Source organism: Arthrobacter sp. Cr_A7, assembly GCF_029222765.1.
Classification (GTDB): Bacteria; Actinomycetota; Actinomycetes; order Actinomycetales; family Micrococcaceae; genus Arthrobacter.
This window is the reverse complement of the sequence record NZ_JARHXQ010000298.1, coordinates 25,080-40,595: the sequence shown is the minus strand read 5'-3', so window position 1 is coordinate 40,595 and position 15,516 is coordinate 25,080. Positions and strand designations below refer to the sequence as shown.

Here is a 15,516-nt window from a genome sequence, read left to right as displayed (position 1 = left end):
CGCAAACCCGCCCGCCGCCGTCGTGCGTCCGGAGAACCCGGCCGCGTTGTCCCCCGCCCAGGCGCGGGCCCTCTTCCGGGCTGGCCTGGTGACGCCCACGTCAGGGTGGAGTGCAGGCTACACGCAGGCCAACCTGATGATCGTTCCGAAGGCGCAGGCCTTCGACGTGCTGCTGTTCGCGCAGCGGAACCCCAAGCCGTGCCCCGTCCTGGGGGTGCTCGACGCCGGCGAGACGAGCAGTGCGCTGCTCGCCGGCGGTGACATCCGGACTGACGTGCCGAAGTACGCCGTCTACGAAAACGGCGTGAAGGTGGACGAGCCAACGGACATCACGGAGTACTGGCGGGATGACTTGGTCACCTTCATCGTGGGCTGCAGCTTCACGTTCGAGGCCGCGCTGCAGGAGGGCGGCATCCGCATCGCCCACATCGACCAGGGCGTCAACGTCCCGATGTACCGGACCTCCGTCCGCTGCGAACCGGCCGGCGCCCTGGCCGGGCCGCTGGTAGTGTCCATGCGGCCTGTTCCGGCCTCGCAGGTGGCCGACGCCGTCCGCATCACGTCGCGCTACCCCGCCGTCCATGGCGCCCCGGTCCACGTGGGCAATCCGTCCGAGATTGGCATTGCGGACCTGTCCCGTCCCGACTTCGGCGATCCCGTCCGGATTCCGGAGGGGCACATTCCGGTGTTCTGGGCATGCGGGGTGACCCCGCAGGCAATGGTGATGGAATCCCGGCCGGCACTGGCCATCGGGCACGCGCCGGGGCACATGCTGATTACGGACGCCCGGGACAGCTCCTACCTGGTGCCCTAGGCACTGCTGCAGAAGCCAGGCAGCTTAGGCAGGGTCCACGGCGGCCGGCCCGGCCGGGACAGCGCCGATATGGACCAGCAGCTCATGCTCAGCGGTGTCCAGGTAGCGCCGGAGCTCGGCGGCTGCCTCTTCGCGCTGGCCGGCACGGATTTGCTGCACCAGGGCGACGTTCCGGTCCACGTAGTGGCTGTGGAAGTCAGGCGTGGTGGCCATTGCATGGAAGACCAGGCGCATTTCCGCGAGCACCTTTTCCATCAGCTCGGACAGTGATGCGCTGCCGGACAGGGCCACCAGGGCCTTGTGCAGCTCCTGGTTGGCGTCGGCCATGTCGGGCACCGAGTTGGCAGCCTTGGCCGCCTGCGCCCTGGCAACAATGGCCTCCAGGTGTTCCAGCGCCCCGGGCGGCATCTCGCCCCATTGGACGGCGGCCGGCTCGATCAGCCGGCGAACCCGGTAGATCTCCCGCACATCCTCAGCTCCGGGAGCGGCAACATAGACGCCCCGGTTGGGAATCCGCTGCACCATCGACTCCCCGGCCAGGACCGTAAAGGCCTCCCGCAGGGTGTTCCGGGAAACGCCGAGGGCTTCAGAGAGCTTCTGCTCGGAAAGTTTGGTCCCCGGCGGAAGCTCACCGGCCGAAATGCGCGAGCGGAGCACGCTGGCTACCCACGCCCCCGTGTGGGCGTGGGCTGCCTGGGCGCCGTCGGCGATCCCCTGGAGTGCTGCGTTCATGGGCATCGTTCCAATCTATCGAAAGATTGGCCTTCCCCAGTTCAGGCGGCCGCTATGCGATCCGGCAAAGGACGTCACCGCGGCCGACGACGTTGCCGGGCTCCTGCGGGCCCCGCGCCAGGGTGCCGCTGCGGTGGGCGGGCACCACGGTTTCCATCTTCATCGCCTCCAGCACGGCCACCGGCTGGCCGGCCTCAACGTGTTCGCCATCCTCGGCCACCCATTTCACCAGGGAACCTGACATCGGTGAGGCGAGTTCGGCGTCGTCCTCTTCCTCGGCCGCCGCAGAGGAGTGGCCTGCGCCGCCGCCTCCGCTGAGCAGGGCTTCGTACAGCTTCGCCGGCAACCCGAGCTGCACGGCCTTGCCGTCCAGCTCCACCGTGAAGGTCCTGCGGGCGGCACCGGGCTGGGTGCGGGCTATCTCCGGAGAGGCCGCCAGCTGCTCCGCGAATTCATTCTCGATCCAGGTGGTGTGCACGCCCAGTCCTTCCTCGGCCGTGAAGGCGGGATGGCGGACCACGGCACGGTGGAACGGCAGGACGGTGGGCAGCCCCACGATGCGCATCTCCTCGAGCGCGGCGGCGGCGCGGCGGAGCGCCTGCGGCCGGTCCTCGCCGTGGACGATGAGCTTGGCGAGCAGGGAATCGTATTCACCCGGGACCACGGAGCCGGACCGGACGCCGGAGTCGACGCGGATGCCGGCGCCGGTGGGCGGTTCAAAGGCCTCAATGGTGCCCGGGCCGGGGAGGAAGCCGCGGGCCGGGTCCTCGGCATTGAGCCGGAATTCGATGGCATGGCCGCGGGGCTCGGGGTCGGACGTGATGCCAAGGACGCCGCCGGCGGCGATGCGGAACTGCTCGCGGACCAGGTCCACGCCGGACGTTTCTTCGGTGACGGGATGCTCCACCTGCAGGCGGGTGTTCACCTCAAGGAAGGAGATGATCCCGTCCTTGCCCACCAGGAACTCGACGGTCCCGGCGCCGTGGTAGTCCGCTTCCCGGCAGATCGCCTTGGCGGATTCGTGGATCAGCGAGCGCTGCTCCACTGTGAGGAACGGTGCCGGGGCTTCCTCCACGAGCTTCTGGTTGCGGCGCTGCAGCGAGCAGTCGCGGGTTCCCAGGACCACCACGTTGCCGTGGGTATCGGCCAGGACCTGCGCTTCGACGTGCCGGGGCTGGTCCAGGAACCGCTCCACAAAGCACTCGCCGCGGCCGAACGCCACAGTGGATTCACGGACCGCGGATTCGAACGCGTCTTCCACGTCCTCCATCCGCCGGGCCACCTTCAGTCCCCGGCCGCCGCCGCCGAACGCGGCCTTGATGGCCACCGGCAGGCCGTATTCCCGGGCGAAGGCCAGCACTTCCTCGGCATTGGCTACGGGTCCGTCGCTGCCGGGCACAAGCGGCGCGCCGGCCCGGACGGCGATCTCCCGGGCGGTCACCTTGTTGCCCAGGGCACGGATCGAATCGGGCGACGGACCCACCCACGCCAGGCCAGCATTGATGACGGCTTCGGCAAAGTCCGCATTCTCGGAGAGGAACCCGTAGCCGGGGTGGATGGCGTCCGCACCTGAGCGCTTGGCGGCGTCCAGGAGCTTGGCGATGTCCAGGTACGTTTCGGCGCTGGCGGTGCCGCCCAGAGCGTACGCCTCGTCAGCGAGCCGCACGTGCAGGCTGTCGGCGTCCGGGTCGGAGTAGACGGCGACGGACCCGAGCCCGGAGTCCGAGCACGCCCGGGCAATCCGCACTGCAATTTCGCCGCGGTTGGCAATCAGGACTTTTTTCATGGCTGGCTTCCTTCAAACGCGGTGGCGCCTACGGCTGATTCACGGGGGGTTTCCTGGCGGGCTGCCTGGTCAACAACTTCCTGGTCAACAGGCTCCAGGGTGCGGGGGTCCACGATGGTGAACTCCACGTGGCGCCCGGGCGGCAACTGCGCAGCCAGGGGCAGGTCTTCGGGCACGACGACGGCGATCACCGGGTATCCGCCGGTCACCGGGTGGTCGGCCAGGAACAGGACCGGGTGTCCGTTGGGCGGCATCTGCAGTGCCCCGGCCACCGTTCCTTCACTGGGCAGTTCACCGTCCCGGGCGCGTTCAAGGGCGCGGCCCTCCTCCGGCGGGGCGAGCCGGACACCGATCCGGTTGGACTGCTCGGTGACCAGCCACTGCTGGCCGGTGAAGAGACCGATGGCTTCGGCGTCGAACCAGTCGTCACGGGGGCCGAGTGTCACGCGCAGAGTGGTGGTCGATGATCCGTCTTCCAGCATGCCGTCCTCCGGTATTCCCACCGGCCGGACTCCTGTTATCGGGGCAACGGGCAGGAAAGTCCCCGCCGCCAGCGGGGCCGGTCCGATGCCGGACATCGAATCGCTGGAACGGCTGCCCAGGACCTGGGGAACATAGAACCCGCCGCGCACGGCCAGGTAGCTCCGCACGCCGGCGCTGGGCGGACCGATGGTGAGTGTCTCGCCGTCGAGCAGGGCAAAGGGTGTATGCATGGCCGGGTGCCGCAGGAGCGTCCGGGATTCGTCGCGGATTTCAAGGACAGCCGGAGCACCGGCAACAGCCAGCACCTGGTCGCCATTCGCCCGCACAGTGAGGCCGCCGAGGAGGTTTTCGACGACGGCGGCATCGGGTTCGTTGCCTGCCAGGCGGTTGGCCTGGCGGACGGAGCGCTGGTCGGCGGCGCCGGACACGGAGACACCGAGGTCTCCGAAACCGGGCCGGCCCAGGTCCTGGACCAGGGACTGCAGCCCCGGGGCCTGGACGGTGAGCCCGGAGCGGGATTCCGTGTTTTCTGGAGCAGCCGGCTTGGCCTCTTTAGCTGAGGGGGCTGCCACTGCTTCCCGCACCGCGACGTAGCGGACGGTATCTCCCGGGCGGACCAGTGCCGGGGACTCCCGGCCCAGGTCCCACATCACCGCGCTGGTGTGGCCGAGGAGCTGCCAGCCGCCCGGGGACTGACGCGGGTAGACGGCGGAGAATGCGCCGCCAAGCGCCACGGAGCCGGCGGGCACGGCGGTGCGGGGCGAGCTGCGGCGGGGCACGTTCAGCGAGCCGTTCTCGCCCACCAGGTAGGTGAAGCCGGGGGCGAAGCCGCCGAACGCCCCGGTCCATGCCTGCCCGGTGTGGGCGGCAATCACGCCGTCGGCACCCAGCCCGGTAAGCCGGCCCACTTCGGCGAGGTCTTCACCGTCGTACACCACTTCAATGGTGACCTCGTTGCCGGTGCCATGGTGGCGGGCCGTGAGGTCAAGGTTCGGAAGCAGTTCGCGGGCGGCGCCGGTGTGGAACCGGGAAGCAAACTTGACCAGCACGGTGGCTGCGCCGGCGATGGCATCGAGCTGGCCGGGCAGGGGTTCGGCCTCCAGCCGGTGGTGCAGGGCGAGCACCGATGCGAGGTCGGTCAGTTCCACGAGGACCGCACGGGGGCCGGCCCAGCGGAGGCCTATGATGCTCATACAAAGCTCCGGACGGTCACGCCGGCTTGTTCGAGCCCCGCGCGTACGGCTCCGGCCATGGCAACGGCGCCCGGGGTGTCACCGTGGACGCAGATGCTGTCCGCCTGGACCTGCAGCACGGACCCGTCACGGGCAATGATCGTCCTGTCGGTGGCGAGCCGGACCATGTTCTCGGTGATGGCGCTGTGGTCGTGCAGTACGGCACCTTCCTCCCGGCGGGAGACGAGGGTTCCGTCGGGGTTGTAGGCGCGGTCCGCGAAGGCTTCGGAGAGCGACGTAAGGCCCCGGGCAGCGGCCTTTTTCGCTGCAACGGCGGCCGGGAGGAGCAGCAGCGGGAGGTGCGGGTTGAACGCATGAACGGCGTCCACCACGGCCTGGGCGTGGACCTCGTGGTGCACGATGGTGTTGTAGAGGGCACCGTGGGGTTTGACGTACTTGACCTCGGCGCCGGCTGCGCGGGCAAGTGCCTGCAGCGCGCCGAGCTGGTACAGGACATCATCGGCAAGCTCGGTGGCGGAGCAGTCTAGGAACCGGCGGCCGAAGCCGGCAAGGTCACGGTAGCCCACGTGCGCACCGATGGTGACGCCGGCAGCGACAGCGTCCCGGCAAGTTCGGGCAATGGTGGAGGGATCGCCGGCGTGGAAGCCGCAGGCCACGTTGGCGCTGGTCACGTGGCGGAAGACGGCGGCATCGTCGCCCATGGTCCAGTTGCCGAAGGATTCCCCGACGTCGCTGTTCAGATCGATGAAAGGCATGTGACCCTCGTCTCAGGTTGGATTCTTCATCCATCATGCCTTACGAACCAAGATTGTTCAACAATCTTTTTACCGCAGTCTGGTTAAAGCAACGCGGGGTCACTTTCGGCCCAATCCGCACCTCGGATTGGGCCCGTAGTGACCCCGCGTTGCTGTGCTTACTCCCCGGTGATCACCAAGGCGACACTGTGCCCGCCGAAACCAAAGGCGTTCACCAGGCCGGCCCGGGGGTTTCCCGCCGGCAGGGCGTGCGCTTCCTCGGTGATGACGTTCAGGTCCACTTCGGGGTCCTGCGCCTCAACGTTCAGGGTGCCCGGAAGCTGGCCTGTCCGCAGGGCTTCAAGCACAACGACGGCGGCCAGCGCGCCGGCCCCGCCCAGCAGGTGGCCGGTGTGCCCCTTGGTGGAGGTGACGGGCACGTCCGCGCCGAAGATCGCGTTGATGGCCTGGCCTTCGAGCCGGTCCCCCACCGGGGTGGAGGTGGCGTGGGCGTGGACGAAGCCGATGTCCGCGGGCTGCATGCCGGCCGATTCCAGCGCCTTCTGCATCACGCGCCGCTGCATGGCGGGGTCTGCCGCCACGATGTCGTTGGCGTCGGAGGTGACCGCGCCGCCGGCTACGGCTCCCAGCACCGAAGCGCCGCGGGCGCGGGCGTGCTCTTCGCTTTCCAGCACCACCACGCCGGCGCCTTCCGCGAGAACAAAGCCGTCCCGGCCGCCGTCGAACGGGCGCGAGGCCCGCTGTGGGTCGTCGGAGCGGGTGGACAGTGCGCGGATCTGGGAGAAGCCGGTGATCACCAGGTCGTTGACGGAGGCGTCAACGCCGCCGGCGATCACGACGTCGGCAGCGCCGGAGCGGATCATCTCGGCTGCCTGGACAATCGCCTCGGCGCCGGATGCGCAGGCGCTGACGGGCGTGCGGGCGCCGCCGCGGGCGCCGAGGTCGATGGATACCCAGGCCGCGGGGCCGTTGACCATGAGCCGGGTCAGGGTATGGGGAGACACCTTGCGGGGCCCGGATTCCGCGAGGGTGCGGTCCTGTTCCAGGGTGGAGCCAAGGCCGCCGTACGCGGAGCCGATCACCACGGCGAAGCGTTCCGGGTCCACCTCAGGGGCGCCGGCCTGCTTCCACGCTTCCCGTGCGGCAATGAGCGCGAGCTGGCCGCAGCGGTCCATCCGCTTGATCTCGCGGGTGCTCAGGTGCTCCGAAAGGTCCGCGGGCGCCTGGCCGGCGATCCTGACGGGCAGCTGCTCAGCCCATTCCTCCTCCAGGGCGGCGATGCCGGACTGCCCGGCCAGGAGGGCCGTCCAGGTTTCGGCCACCGACGATCCGAGCGGGTTGATGGTCCCGGCACCGGTGACCAGCGCGCGTGGTTGTGATGCTGTCATGTCGCCCTACTTCGCGGGGTTGTGGGTGCCGATGGGCACCAGGGTGAGGTCCGGGTGGTTCTTTTCGATCCGCCGCAGTGCCCAGACGTCGTTGAACAGTGCGAGGTATTCGCCGTCTGACCGCAAAAGCACCTCGGCGCCCGGCACGTTTGCCAGCGCCGGCATGGCATCCGCCGTCGAAATCCTGGCCAGTGAGTACGGCAGGCGCTCCAGGCGCATGGGGGCGCTGAAGTCGTGGGCCATGCGGTCCTCCACCACTTCGAACTGCATGGGGCCGACGGCGGCGAGCACGGGCGCCTGGTCTCCGCGGACGTCGGAGCGGAGCACCTGGATGACGCCCTCGTGCTCGAGCTGTTCGATGCCGCGGCGGAACTGCTTGAACTTGCTGGGGTCCTTGGAGCGCGCAACCTGGAAGTGCTCGGGAGCGAACAACGGGATGGCGGGGTACTCCACCGGTTCCTCCAGGAACAGGCTGTCGCCGACGCGCAGGGAGGAGGCGTTGACCAGGCCCACCACGTCGCCGGGGTAGGCCTCGTCAATGACTTCGCGTTCCCGGCCGAACACCTGCTGCGCGTATTTGGTGGCGAAGGACTTGCCGGTGCGGGTCTGGGTGACCACCATGCCGCGCTCGAAGACGCCGGAGCAGACGCGGATGAAGGCCACATGGTCGCGGTGGGCCTTGTTCATGCCGGCCTGGACCTTGAAGACGAAGCCGGAGAACGGTGATTCGACGGGCCTCGGGGTGCCTTCCACGTCCGGGCGGGGCGCTGCGGGCGGGGCGAAGTCCACCAGCGCGTCCAGCAGTTCCTTGACGCCGAAGTTGAGCGCGGCGGAGCTGAACAGGATGGGGGTGGCCTTGCCGGCGTGGAAGCTCTCGACGTCGAACTCGAGGTTCGATTCGATCACCAGGCCGGCCTCGTCCACGGCGTCCGACCAGTTGCTGCCCTGGCTTTCCGCCGCTTCCTCGGGGGTGAAGTATTCGGTGATGGCGATCTGCGCGCCGGCGTTGTTGCGCTGGAACCGGGCGAAGCGGTCATTGCGCAGGTCCCACACGCCGCGGAAATCGCCGGAGATTCCCACCGCCCAGGTCAGGGGCATGGGCTGCAGGCCGGTGCGCTCGGTAATCTCGTCCATCAGGGCCAGGGCGTCCAGGCCGGGGCGGTCCCACTTGTTGATGACGGTGATGATGGGAAGGTTGCGCTGCTTGCAGACCTCGAACAGCTTCATGGTCTGGGTTTCCAGGCCCTTGGCGGCGTCCACCAGCATCACGGCGCAGTCGACGGCGGCGAGCACGCGGTAGGTGTCTTCGGAGAAGTCGGCGTGGCCGGGGGTGTCCAGCAGGTTGATGACGGTGTCCCGGTAGGAGAACTGCAGGGCGGCCGAGCTGATGGAGATGCCGCGGTCCTTTTCCATCTGCATCCAGTCCGAGACGGTCTCCTTGCGGTTCGCCTTGCCGCTGGAGGCGCCGGCCGTGCCGATCACCTTGGCGTGCAGTGCAAGCGCCTCGGTCAGCGTGGACTTGCCGGCGTCAGGGTGCGAGATGACAGCAAAGGTCCGACGGCGGCCTGCCTCTTTGTGAATCGCCGAGATCCGGGCGGGGGTCAGGACATCTTGGGACACGGTGCTACTTTCGCTGCGGGTGGGACTGCCCGGGCGCCTTTCGGGCACTGCGCACCGGGGCGCTGGGGCCCGGGGCCGGGAAACGGGCTGGCGGAAAGCCAAGTTCCAGTTTATCGCAGCGCGGCAAATCCCAGCGGTCCCGCTTAACGCCGCCGAAACCAGCAGTTCAAAGCCGCGAAATGAGTCCCCGCTACCGTGGCCGCATGATGACGCGTGGCAATGCCTTCCGCGGCAGTTGCACATCCTGCGGGGAAAGGAACTGATCAGCCGTGCACGGTATCTCTTTTTCGGGCAACCTCTTTTTTGATCCCCTTGCGGGCGGGCTGTCAGCACCCGGCGGTGGCGCCGGTGTGCGCGGCAGCGAATCCGTGGACGGTGCAGGCGGCAGGCCCCCGCGCCGCGGGACGCAGACGCTGGCTGAACAGAAGGCGCTCCGCGCCGCGTCCCTTGTGAAAGTCAGCAGGGATCTGGAACGGATGCTGCGGGAGCGCACACGCTCCCGGTGACGCTTCCTGGTGTTTATGGCCTGTAGCGGCATGATGGGTGCATGCGCAGTATCGAGTTGACGTTCGACGACGATACGGACGCCCGCATCAGGTCCGACTGGGCCAGGCTCGCCGGGGCGGACGTGTCCAGCCTTGCTGCCCACACGGCCCCCAGCAACCGCCCGCACATCACCCTCGCGGCGGGTGCCGGCCTGCAGCTGTCCGGCGAAAGCCAGGGGTTTCTGCAGATGCTGCCGGTTCCTGTTGAGTTTTCCGGTGTCCTCGTTTTTCCGGGCGGTCCGGGAAAGTACGTTCTCTCCCGGTCCATCGTGCTGACCCGGCAGCTTCTGGAACTGCATCGCCTCGTGCATGAGGCGGCGGCTGGAGCCGTACCCCTCACGCGGCCCGATGCCTGGACACCGCATGTCACCCTCGCCCGCCGCGTCCCGCCTCACCTGCTCGGCAGGGCAGCAGAACTTCTCGACCTGCGGCTGGAAGGCGAATGCACCAACGCCAGGCTGTGGGACAGCGGCACCAAGACCGTCACGTCACTGGGAAGCCACCCCTAGGTCTGGCTTGGGCGTACCGGCCGGAACCTAAGAGGCGGGATCGTGAGGTTTCGTCGGCTTATAGCCGGCGAGTTCGGCGCGGATGTCGCCTTCCTCGTGCCCGCCCTTTTTCTTGCCAATGGACAGCGCTTTCAGCAGGGGGTGCACAACAGCCATGACGACGAGGCCCCAGGCCAGGCCGACGACGGCCGAGCACAACGTGTTCACAAGCCAGGCCAGGAAGCCGCCAACTACGGCGATGCCGGCGAAGGGCTTCTCCAGGACATGGACCAGGTCGTAAGGGGCGTGCCAGCCAAGGTCGTGTGCACCCTGCAGCATGATGTGGCCGCCCACCCACAGCATGGCGATCGTCCCCACAAACGTGATCCCGGCCAGAACGGCGGGCATCCCCTTGACAAGCAGCTCGCCAAAGCGCTTGGAGCCGGCAGAGTCCTTGGTGGTCAGGTGGAGGCCGATGTCGTCCATCTTGACGATGAGGGCAACGGCACCGTAGACCAGCACCGTGATGACGAGAGCCACCACTACCAGGATGAGTGCGCGGACCCACAGGGATTCATCGGCCACCTCGTTCATCGAGATGACCATGATTTCGCAGGACAGGATGAAGTCGGTGGTGATGGCGCCCTTGACCACCTTGGCTTCCGCGCCCGGTCCGCGGTCCACCGCCGGTGCGTCCTCCTCGGCGGTGTGGTGGCCGCGGAGCTTGTGCCAGACCTTTTCGGCACCCTCGTAGCAGAGGTAGGTGCCGCCCAGCATCAGGATGAACGGGATGGCCCAGGGGACGAAGGCGCTCACCAGCAGCAGCGCCGGCAGGATGATGAGCAGCTTGTTCCGCAGTGAGCCCCAGAAGATCTTCTTGATCATGGGAAGTTCGCGGGACGGGTCCCTCCCGGACACGTACTGCGGTGTGACGGCGGCGTCGTCAATCACCACGCCGGCGGCCTTGGCGCCTGCCTTGGCGGCGCCGGCCGCGACGTCGTCCACCGAGGCTGCCGCGATGCGGGCCAGGGCTGCGACATCGTCCAGCAGGGCGACGAGACCGCCGCTCACAGGAGGTCCCCGTGCTGCGCGACGGCGGACGGCTGGGCGGAGATGCGTCGGTTCAGGCGCGTGTTTGGCATGTTTGGAGTATATGACGGCGGGACTGCCGTGGGTGAGAGCATGAGCGTTAACAGGGAGGGTGCCAGCGCCCGGGTGCACCCAACCTGCTTCTCCGTCCGGAAGCAGGTCCAAGCCAAAGTGCCTTTCGGGCACCCGCCGCGGAACGCGCTTCCAGCGGCTTCCGCAGCAGCCCCTAATGGGGCACTTTGGGGCTTGCCCGTGCGGAAGTTGGGGTTTCTTACCCCTATCATTGAGCTTGCGGGAAACTGAGCATTTTCAGATCCTGCCGGCCATCCAATAAAGCCGGCATTCTTGCGGGCGGCGGTCCGCACCTTTGAAGGGAACACCTATGGCGCGGAGCCCCGAAGAGTCACTCAGGGCAACTCTGGGCAGGGTGGCACCCGGAACCCCCCTCCGTGACGGCCTCGAGCGGATCCTGCGGGGGCGGACCGGCGCGCTGATTGTCCTGGGCTCGGACCGGACCATCGACTCCATCTGTTCCGGCGGGTTCGATATCGGCATCGACTTCTCCCCCACCCGCCTCCGCGAACTCGCCAAGATGGACGGCGCCATCATCTGCGACAAGGACGCCGGAAACATCCTCCGCGCCGCCGTCCAGCTTGTCCCGGACTCAAGCATCGAAACGCAGGAATCCGGCACCCGGCACCGCACCGCGGAACGCGTGGCCATCCAGACCGGCGTTCCCGTGATCTCGGTCAGCCAGTCCATGCAGATCATCGCCCTCTACGTGAACGGCCTGCGCCACGTGCTGGAAGGCTCGGAAAAGGTCCTGGCCCGGGCCAACCAGGCATTGGCAACCCTGGAACGCTACCGCTCCCGCCTGGACCAGGTCACCAGCTCACTCTCGGCCCTCGAGATCGAAGCAATGGTCACCGTACGGGACGTCGCTGTCACACTGCAGCGGCAGGAAATGGTCCGCCGCATCTCGGAGGAGATCTCCCAGTACGTCCTGGAACTCGGCGAGGATGGCCGCCTGCTCTCGCTGCAGCTTGACGAACTGACCGTGGGCCGCGGGCCGGGCAGCGACGTCATCATCCGCGACTATGCAAGCCCGGATGCCTCCGCCGAGGACATCGAAAAGGCCGTCAGCGAGCTGGTGAACCTCGGCCCCACCGAGCTGATCGACCTCGGCAAAATCTCCGGGATTGTTGGCTTCGCCGGCGGTGAAGCCAACCTTGACGCCGTGGTCCAGCCCCGCGGCTACCGCCTCCTGTCCGGCCTGAAGGCAGTACCCAAGGCCGTCGCCGACCGCCTGGTGGACCACTTCGGGGGGCTGCAGTTCCTGATGGCCGCCACCATCGACGACCTCATGACCGTGGACGGGATCGGCGACCAGCGCGCCCGGACAGTCCGCGAAGGCCTGAGCCGCATGGCTGAGGCAAGCCTGCTGGACCGCTTCCTCTAGGCAGCCCTCCGGAGCCGTCGTGAGCCTCAGTTCAGCTGGAAAACAGCCTTGGGGCTGGCCTTCGAACCGAGCTTCGCGGTGAAGATGTAGTACGCCCCGCCGGTTCCCGGCTTGGACTCCACCGCCTGGCAGCCCTCCACGGTCCTGTTCCGGGACCACGGGAAGTTGGCCGTCTCGCTCGCGCCGGGTGCGATGGTCTTCACCAGGTCCTCGCTGGTGGCCTGGCAATCCCGCGACGAGAAGATGCGGTCCGGCCCGCTGGTCACCAGGAATTCCATCTGGGAGGTGCCGATGTTGACCTGGCACGGCATGGTGCCGCCGTTGGTCACCTTCAGTGTCAGCATGGGGTTTTCCTCCGGACCGTACGCGGCCTTGTCCGTGGAAGCGGAGACCGTAACCAGGTTCTGGTTGCACGTGGGCGTGGGGGAAGGAGTGGGTGTGGCGGGCGGTGCGGAGGCGGACGCGGACGGTTCAGGCGTGGCGGTTGGCGACTCTGAAGCCGCAGGGCTGCCCGCGGGATCCGTGGACGAGGCCTGTTCGGACCCCGAAAACACTCCCGCCAGGGCGAACCCGCTGACCACCAGGGCGATGACCATCAGCAGCGCGCCGCCCGCAAACAGCCGGCGGCGGCGGTAAACGGCAGGGCTGGCCTTCCGGACGCTGCTGGAACCGGATGCCGATGCTTTGCCGCGCGCTGATGAATCCCCTTGCCTGCCCATCCTCCTAGGCTAGAGAAGCGCACCGGTTCTGCCTGGCCACCACGCCGCCGGGCCGCCATTGCTCTGGTCACATCCGCTTTTCAGGCTCCCGGAACACATCCATTACAGTGTTGGGATCGACACTAAGACTCCCCCTCCGGCCGCGCCCGCAACACTGCAGGGAAGCGGCGTGGAGCTTCAGCAGCTGCACAGCAGGATCACCGGCTGGTTCGCCGAAACCGCCCGGGACCTGCCCTGGCGCGAACCCGCATGCTCCGCGTGGGGCGTGCTGGTCAGCGAGATCATGCTGCAGCAGACGCCCGTGGTCCGCGTGCTGCCGGTCTGGCAGGAATGGCTCAAACGCTGGCCCACACCGGCAGGCCTGGCAGGTGAACCTGCCGGTGAGGCGGTCCGCTCATGGGGCAGGCTGGGATACCCCCGCCGCGCCCTTCGCCTGCACGCGGCGGCAGTTGCCATCGTCCAGGACCACGGAGGCAAGGTCCCTGACACCTACGCGGAACTGCTGGCTCTTCCCGGCGTGGGAAGTTACACCGCCGCAGCCGTCGCGGCGTTCGCCTACGGCCGCCGGGAGACGGTGGTGGACACCAACATCCGCCGCGTCCACGCACGTCTGGTTTCCGGCGTCGCGCTTCCCGCCCCGGCGCTGACGGCAGCGGAGATGCGCCTTGCCGCCTCCCTTCTGCCGGACGACGACGGCACGTCCGTGCGCTGGAACGCCGCGGTCATGGAGCTGGGCGCCTTGGTATGCACCGCGCGTGCGCCAAAATGTTCCGCCTGCCCTGTGAGGGACTCCTGTGCATGGCTCGCGGCAGGTGAGCCGCCGCCGTCGTACGTCCCCAAAGGCCAGGCCTGGCACGGCACTGACCGCCAGGTCCGCGGCGCCGTGATAGCCGTGCTGCGCGTGGCTGAAACGCCCGTGCCGGCCGAGATGTTCACCCATGAGCCCGCCGACCTGGGCTTTGCTCCCGAAGGAATCGGCGTGCCGCTGGCAGCCCTGCACCGGCTGAACCCGCCCCCCGAGCAGCTGGAACGTTCCCTGTCGGGGCTGCTCGCGGACGGACTCGCCGAAATTCACGACGGCGGATACCGGCTTCCTGCCTGAGCCCACCAGGATTTGACGTGCAATTATGCCTGACCTGGCATACTTCTTGGTGACCGGAGCCGGGGGGAAGCCATGAAAATCATCCTGTACATCGTGTGGGCGCTGTTCGTCGCCGCCGCCGTCTTTGCACTGATCCATGCGGCGCGGAAGACCAGGCGCCAAGAGCAGCTCATGACGGGCTGGCCGAAGGCGCAGGCTACAGTGACCGGCAGCGTGGCTGGTTGGACAAGCGGCGGCGGCGGCTCCAGCCGGAACCGTCGCTTCTTCCCCACCTACCAGTTCACCGACACCCGTGGCACCCTGTTCATGGGCAGGTCCGAGATCTCCCTTGCCGCCCAGCCCGTTCCCGGTTCGCTCATTGAGGTGGCCTACAACCCCGCCGACCCGAATGAATCGCTGCAGGTTTCGTCGGCCCCGCGGACCACGCTCGGCTGCCTCATCCCGTTCTTTGCCGTCTTTGCCATCGCCCTGTTCTGGTTCATCGGCATCTTCCCGGTGGGCTGACGCGGCGCCCGGTCTCTTTTTGGCTGTCGACAGGCCTGCAGCCATAACAATGCCGGTACCAGTTTGGCCGCTCCGGGGAACACTTGCGCGGGCCGGTCCTACGCTGAAGTATGCGCAAGCCGGGGCTGCTTTTGGCATTGATGACGACGGCGGGACTCGCCTCCGGATGCGGGCCCGGCCCCGGCGCGGTCCCCTGCCCTGCCATCGCGCAGGCGACGGCTGTTTCCGTGACGGTCGCGGCGGACTATGCGCCGCAGGTTGGCGCTCTCAACCTCAAGGCATGCCAGGACGGCACCTGCAAGGAATCCGGCGTCGAGCTGCATCCCGGGAGCGCCTCAATTGACCAGGGCTGCACCCCGGACGGCGTCTGTTCCGCAACGGCTTCGCCGGACGGCACCAAAGTGGGGGCGCTGATGCTGGAGACGCTGACGGAATCGCCCATGACGGTAACTGCTTCCGGGACCGCCGCCGACGGGACGGCCCTGCCTGTCCGCACCCTTGATTTCCGGCCCCGCGGTGAGTACCCCTTCGGGGAGCAGTGCGGCAGGTTCGTCACTGCATCAGTGACCCTGGACGCCTCCGGCCTTAGCGAGAGGATCTGACCCGGGAAGGCTTGATTCAGAACAGTGCAGGTTGGCTGAAGGGATGTCCCGCTTCCCCCGCGGCACCGGCAGCCGCAGCTTCGGCATCCCAGTCCAGGCCCAGTTCGGCGAGCAGCTCCTCCACAGACATCTGCCCGTCCAGCACTTCAATTTCGGGGGAGTTGTCGTCAAGGTGGAGCCGTTCCATGGCATCGAGCTTATTCGCAGCTTTCCCCAAAGATGCCCTGAACACACCGC

Annotated in this window: 16 protein-coding genes; 7 read left to right on the top strand and 9 right to left on the bottom strand. The window is 67.9% G+C overall.

Annotated features, from left to right (window positions below; translation table 11 throughout):
* The first annotated feature begins 22 nt into the window (after positions 1–22).
* On the top strand, positions 23–814 hold the full coding sequence (locus P2Q66_RS17515; RefSeq protein WP_275730208.1) for a putative hydro-lyase: 792 nt from the start codon (positions 23–25) through the stop codon (positions 812–814).
* Positions 815–838: 24 nt separating this feature from the next.
* Here P2Q66_RS17515 and P2Q66_RS17510 read toward each other — a convergent pair whose 3' ends face one another.
* The 6 genes from P2Q66_RS17510 to P2Q66_RS17485 form a co-directional block, all read right to left on the bottom strand.
* Positions 839–1,552: a GntR family transcriptional regulator gene (locus P2Q66_RS17510; protein ID WP_275730203.1), complete on the bottom strand. Its 714-nt coding sequence runs from the start codon at positions 1,550–1,552 to the stop codon at positions 839–841.
* Between the two features lie 46 nt (positions 1,553–1,598).
* The gene (locus P2Q66_RS17505) at positions 1,599–3,332 is read right to left on the bottom strand and encodes a biotin carboxylase N-terminal domain-containing protein (RefSeq protein ID WP_115523977.1); all 1,734 of its coding nucleotides are present in this window, start codon (positions 3,330–3,332) and stop codon (positions 1,599–1,601) included.
* On the bottom strand, positions 3,329–5,008 hold the full coding sequence (locus P2Q66_RS17500; RefSeq protein WP_275730199.1) for a 5-oxoprolinase/urea amidolyase family protein: 1,680 nt from the start codon (positions 5,006–5,008) through the stop codon (positions 3,329–3,331). Before P2Q66_RS17500 ends, P2Q66_RS17505 begins: the two co-directional genes overlap by 4 nt.
* Entirely contained in the window at positions 5,005–5,763 is a 759-nt protein-coding gene (locus tag P2Q66_RS17495; protein ID WP_275730196.1) for a 5-oxoprolinase subunit PxpA, read from the bottom strand. The genes P2Q66_RS17500 and P2Q66_RS17495 overlap by 4 nt, the downstream gene beginning before the upstream one ends.
* A 158-nt stretch (positions 5,764–5,921) precedes the next feature.
* Positions 5,922–7,151 carry a beta-ketoacyl-[acyl-carrier-protein] synthase family protein gene (locus P2Q66_RS17490; RefSeq protein WP_275730194.1) on the bottom strand — a complete coding sequence of 410 codons (1,230 nt, stop codon included), beginning with the start codon at positions 7,149–7,151 and terminating at the stop codon, positions 5,922–5,924.
* Positions 7,152–7,157: 6 nt separating this feature from the next.
* Entirely contained in the window at positions 7,158–8,771 is a 1,614-nt protein-coding gene (locus P2Q66_RS17485) for a peptide chain release factor 3 (protein WP_275730192.1), read from the bottom strand.
* Positions 8,772–9,040: 269 nt separating this feature from the next.
* Here P2Q66_RS17485 and P2Q66_RS17480 point away from each other — a divergent pair, with 269 nt between their 5' ends.
* Together P2Q66_RS17480 and P2Q66_RS17475 are read left to right on the top strand one after the other, a co-directional pair.
* A complete protein-coding gene (locus P2Q66_RS17480) occupies positions 9,041–9,277 on the top strand; it encodes a hypothetical protein (RefSeq protein WP_275730189.1) in 237 nt (78 codons plus the stop codon).
* A 41-nt stretch (positions 9,278–9,318) separates the two neighbouring features.
* Positions 9,319–9,825 carry a 2'-5' RNA ligase family protein gene (locus tag P2Q66_RS17475; RefSeq protein WP_275730187.1) on the top strand — a complete coding sequence of 169 codons (507 nt, stop codon included), beginning with the start codon at positions 9,319–9,321 and terminating at the stop codon, positions 9,823–9,825.
* 27 nt (positions 9,826–9,852) lie between these two features.
* Here the strand turns inward: P2Q66_RS17475 and P2Q66_RS17470 are convergent, their stop codons facing one another.
* Entirely contained in the window at positions 9,853–10,875 is a 1,023-nt protein-coding gene (locus P2Q66_RS17470) for a DUF808 domain-containing protein (protein WP_275730185.1), read from the bottom strand.
* 400 nt (positions 10,876–11,275) lie between these two features.
* Here P2Q66_RS17470 and disA point away from each other — a divergent pair, with 400 nt between their 5' ends.
* Positions 11,276–12,352 carry a DNA integrity scanning diadenylate cyclase DisA gene (disA, locus tag P2Q66_RS17465; protein ID WP_079596836.1) on the top strand — a complete coding sequence of 359 codons (1,077 nt, stop codon included), beginning with the start codon at positions 11,276–11,278 and terminating at the stop codon, positions 12,350–12,352.
* 26 nt (positions 12,353–12,378) lie between these two features.
* Here disA and P2Q66_RS17460 read toward each other — a convergent pair whose 3' ends face one another.
* The gene (locus P2Q66_RS17460; RefSeq protein ID WP_275730182.1) at positions 12,379–13,071 is read right to left on the bottom strand and encodes a hypothetical protein; all 693 of its coding nucleotides are present in this window, start codon (positions 13,069–13,071) and stop codon (positions 12,379–12,381) included.
* A 283-nt stretch (positions 13,072–13,354) separates the two neighbouring features.
* Here P2Q66_RS17460 and P2Q66_RS17455 point away from each other — a divergent pair, with 283 nt between their 5' ends.
* The 3 genes from P2Q66_RS17455 to P2Q66_RS17445 all read left to right on the top strand — a co-directional run bounded on the left by P2Q66_RS17455 (position 13,355) and on the right by P2Q66_RS17445 (position 15,279).
* Positions 13,355–14,173 carry an A/G-specific adenine glycosylase gene (locus P2Q66_RS17455; RefSeq protein ID WP_275730207.1) on the top strand — a complete coding sequence of 273 codons (819 nt, stop codon included), beginning with the start codon at positions 13,355–13,357 and terminating at the stop codon, positions 14,171–14,173.
* 72 nt (positions 14,174–14,245) lie between these two features.
* A complete protein-coding gene (locus P2Q66_RS17450; RefSeq protein WP_275730180.1) occupies positions 14,246–14,677 on the top strand; it encodes a DUF3592 domain-containing protein in 432 nt (143 codons plus the stop codon).
* A 110-nt stretch (positions 14,678–14,787) separates the two neighbouring features.
* Positions 14,788–15,279, top strand: coding sequence for a hypothetical protein (locus P2Q66_RS17445; RefSeq protein ID WP_275730179.1), 492 nt, complete (start codon positions 14,788–14,790; stop codon positions 15,277–15,279).
* Between the two features lie 16 nt (positions 15,280–15,295).
* On the opposite strand, the gene P2Q66_RS17440 is transcribed toward P2Q66_RS17445, so the two are convergent.
* Positions 15,296–15,466, bottom strand: coding sequence for a hypothetical protein (locus P2Q66_RS17440; RefSeq protein ID WP_176156831.1), 171 nt, complete (start codon positions 15,464–15,466; stop codon positions 15,296–15,298).
* Between the last annotated feature and the right edge of the window lie 50 nt (positions 15,467–15,516).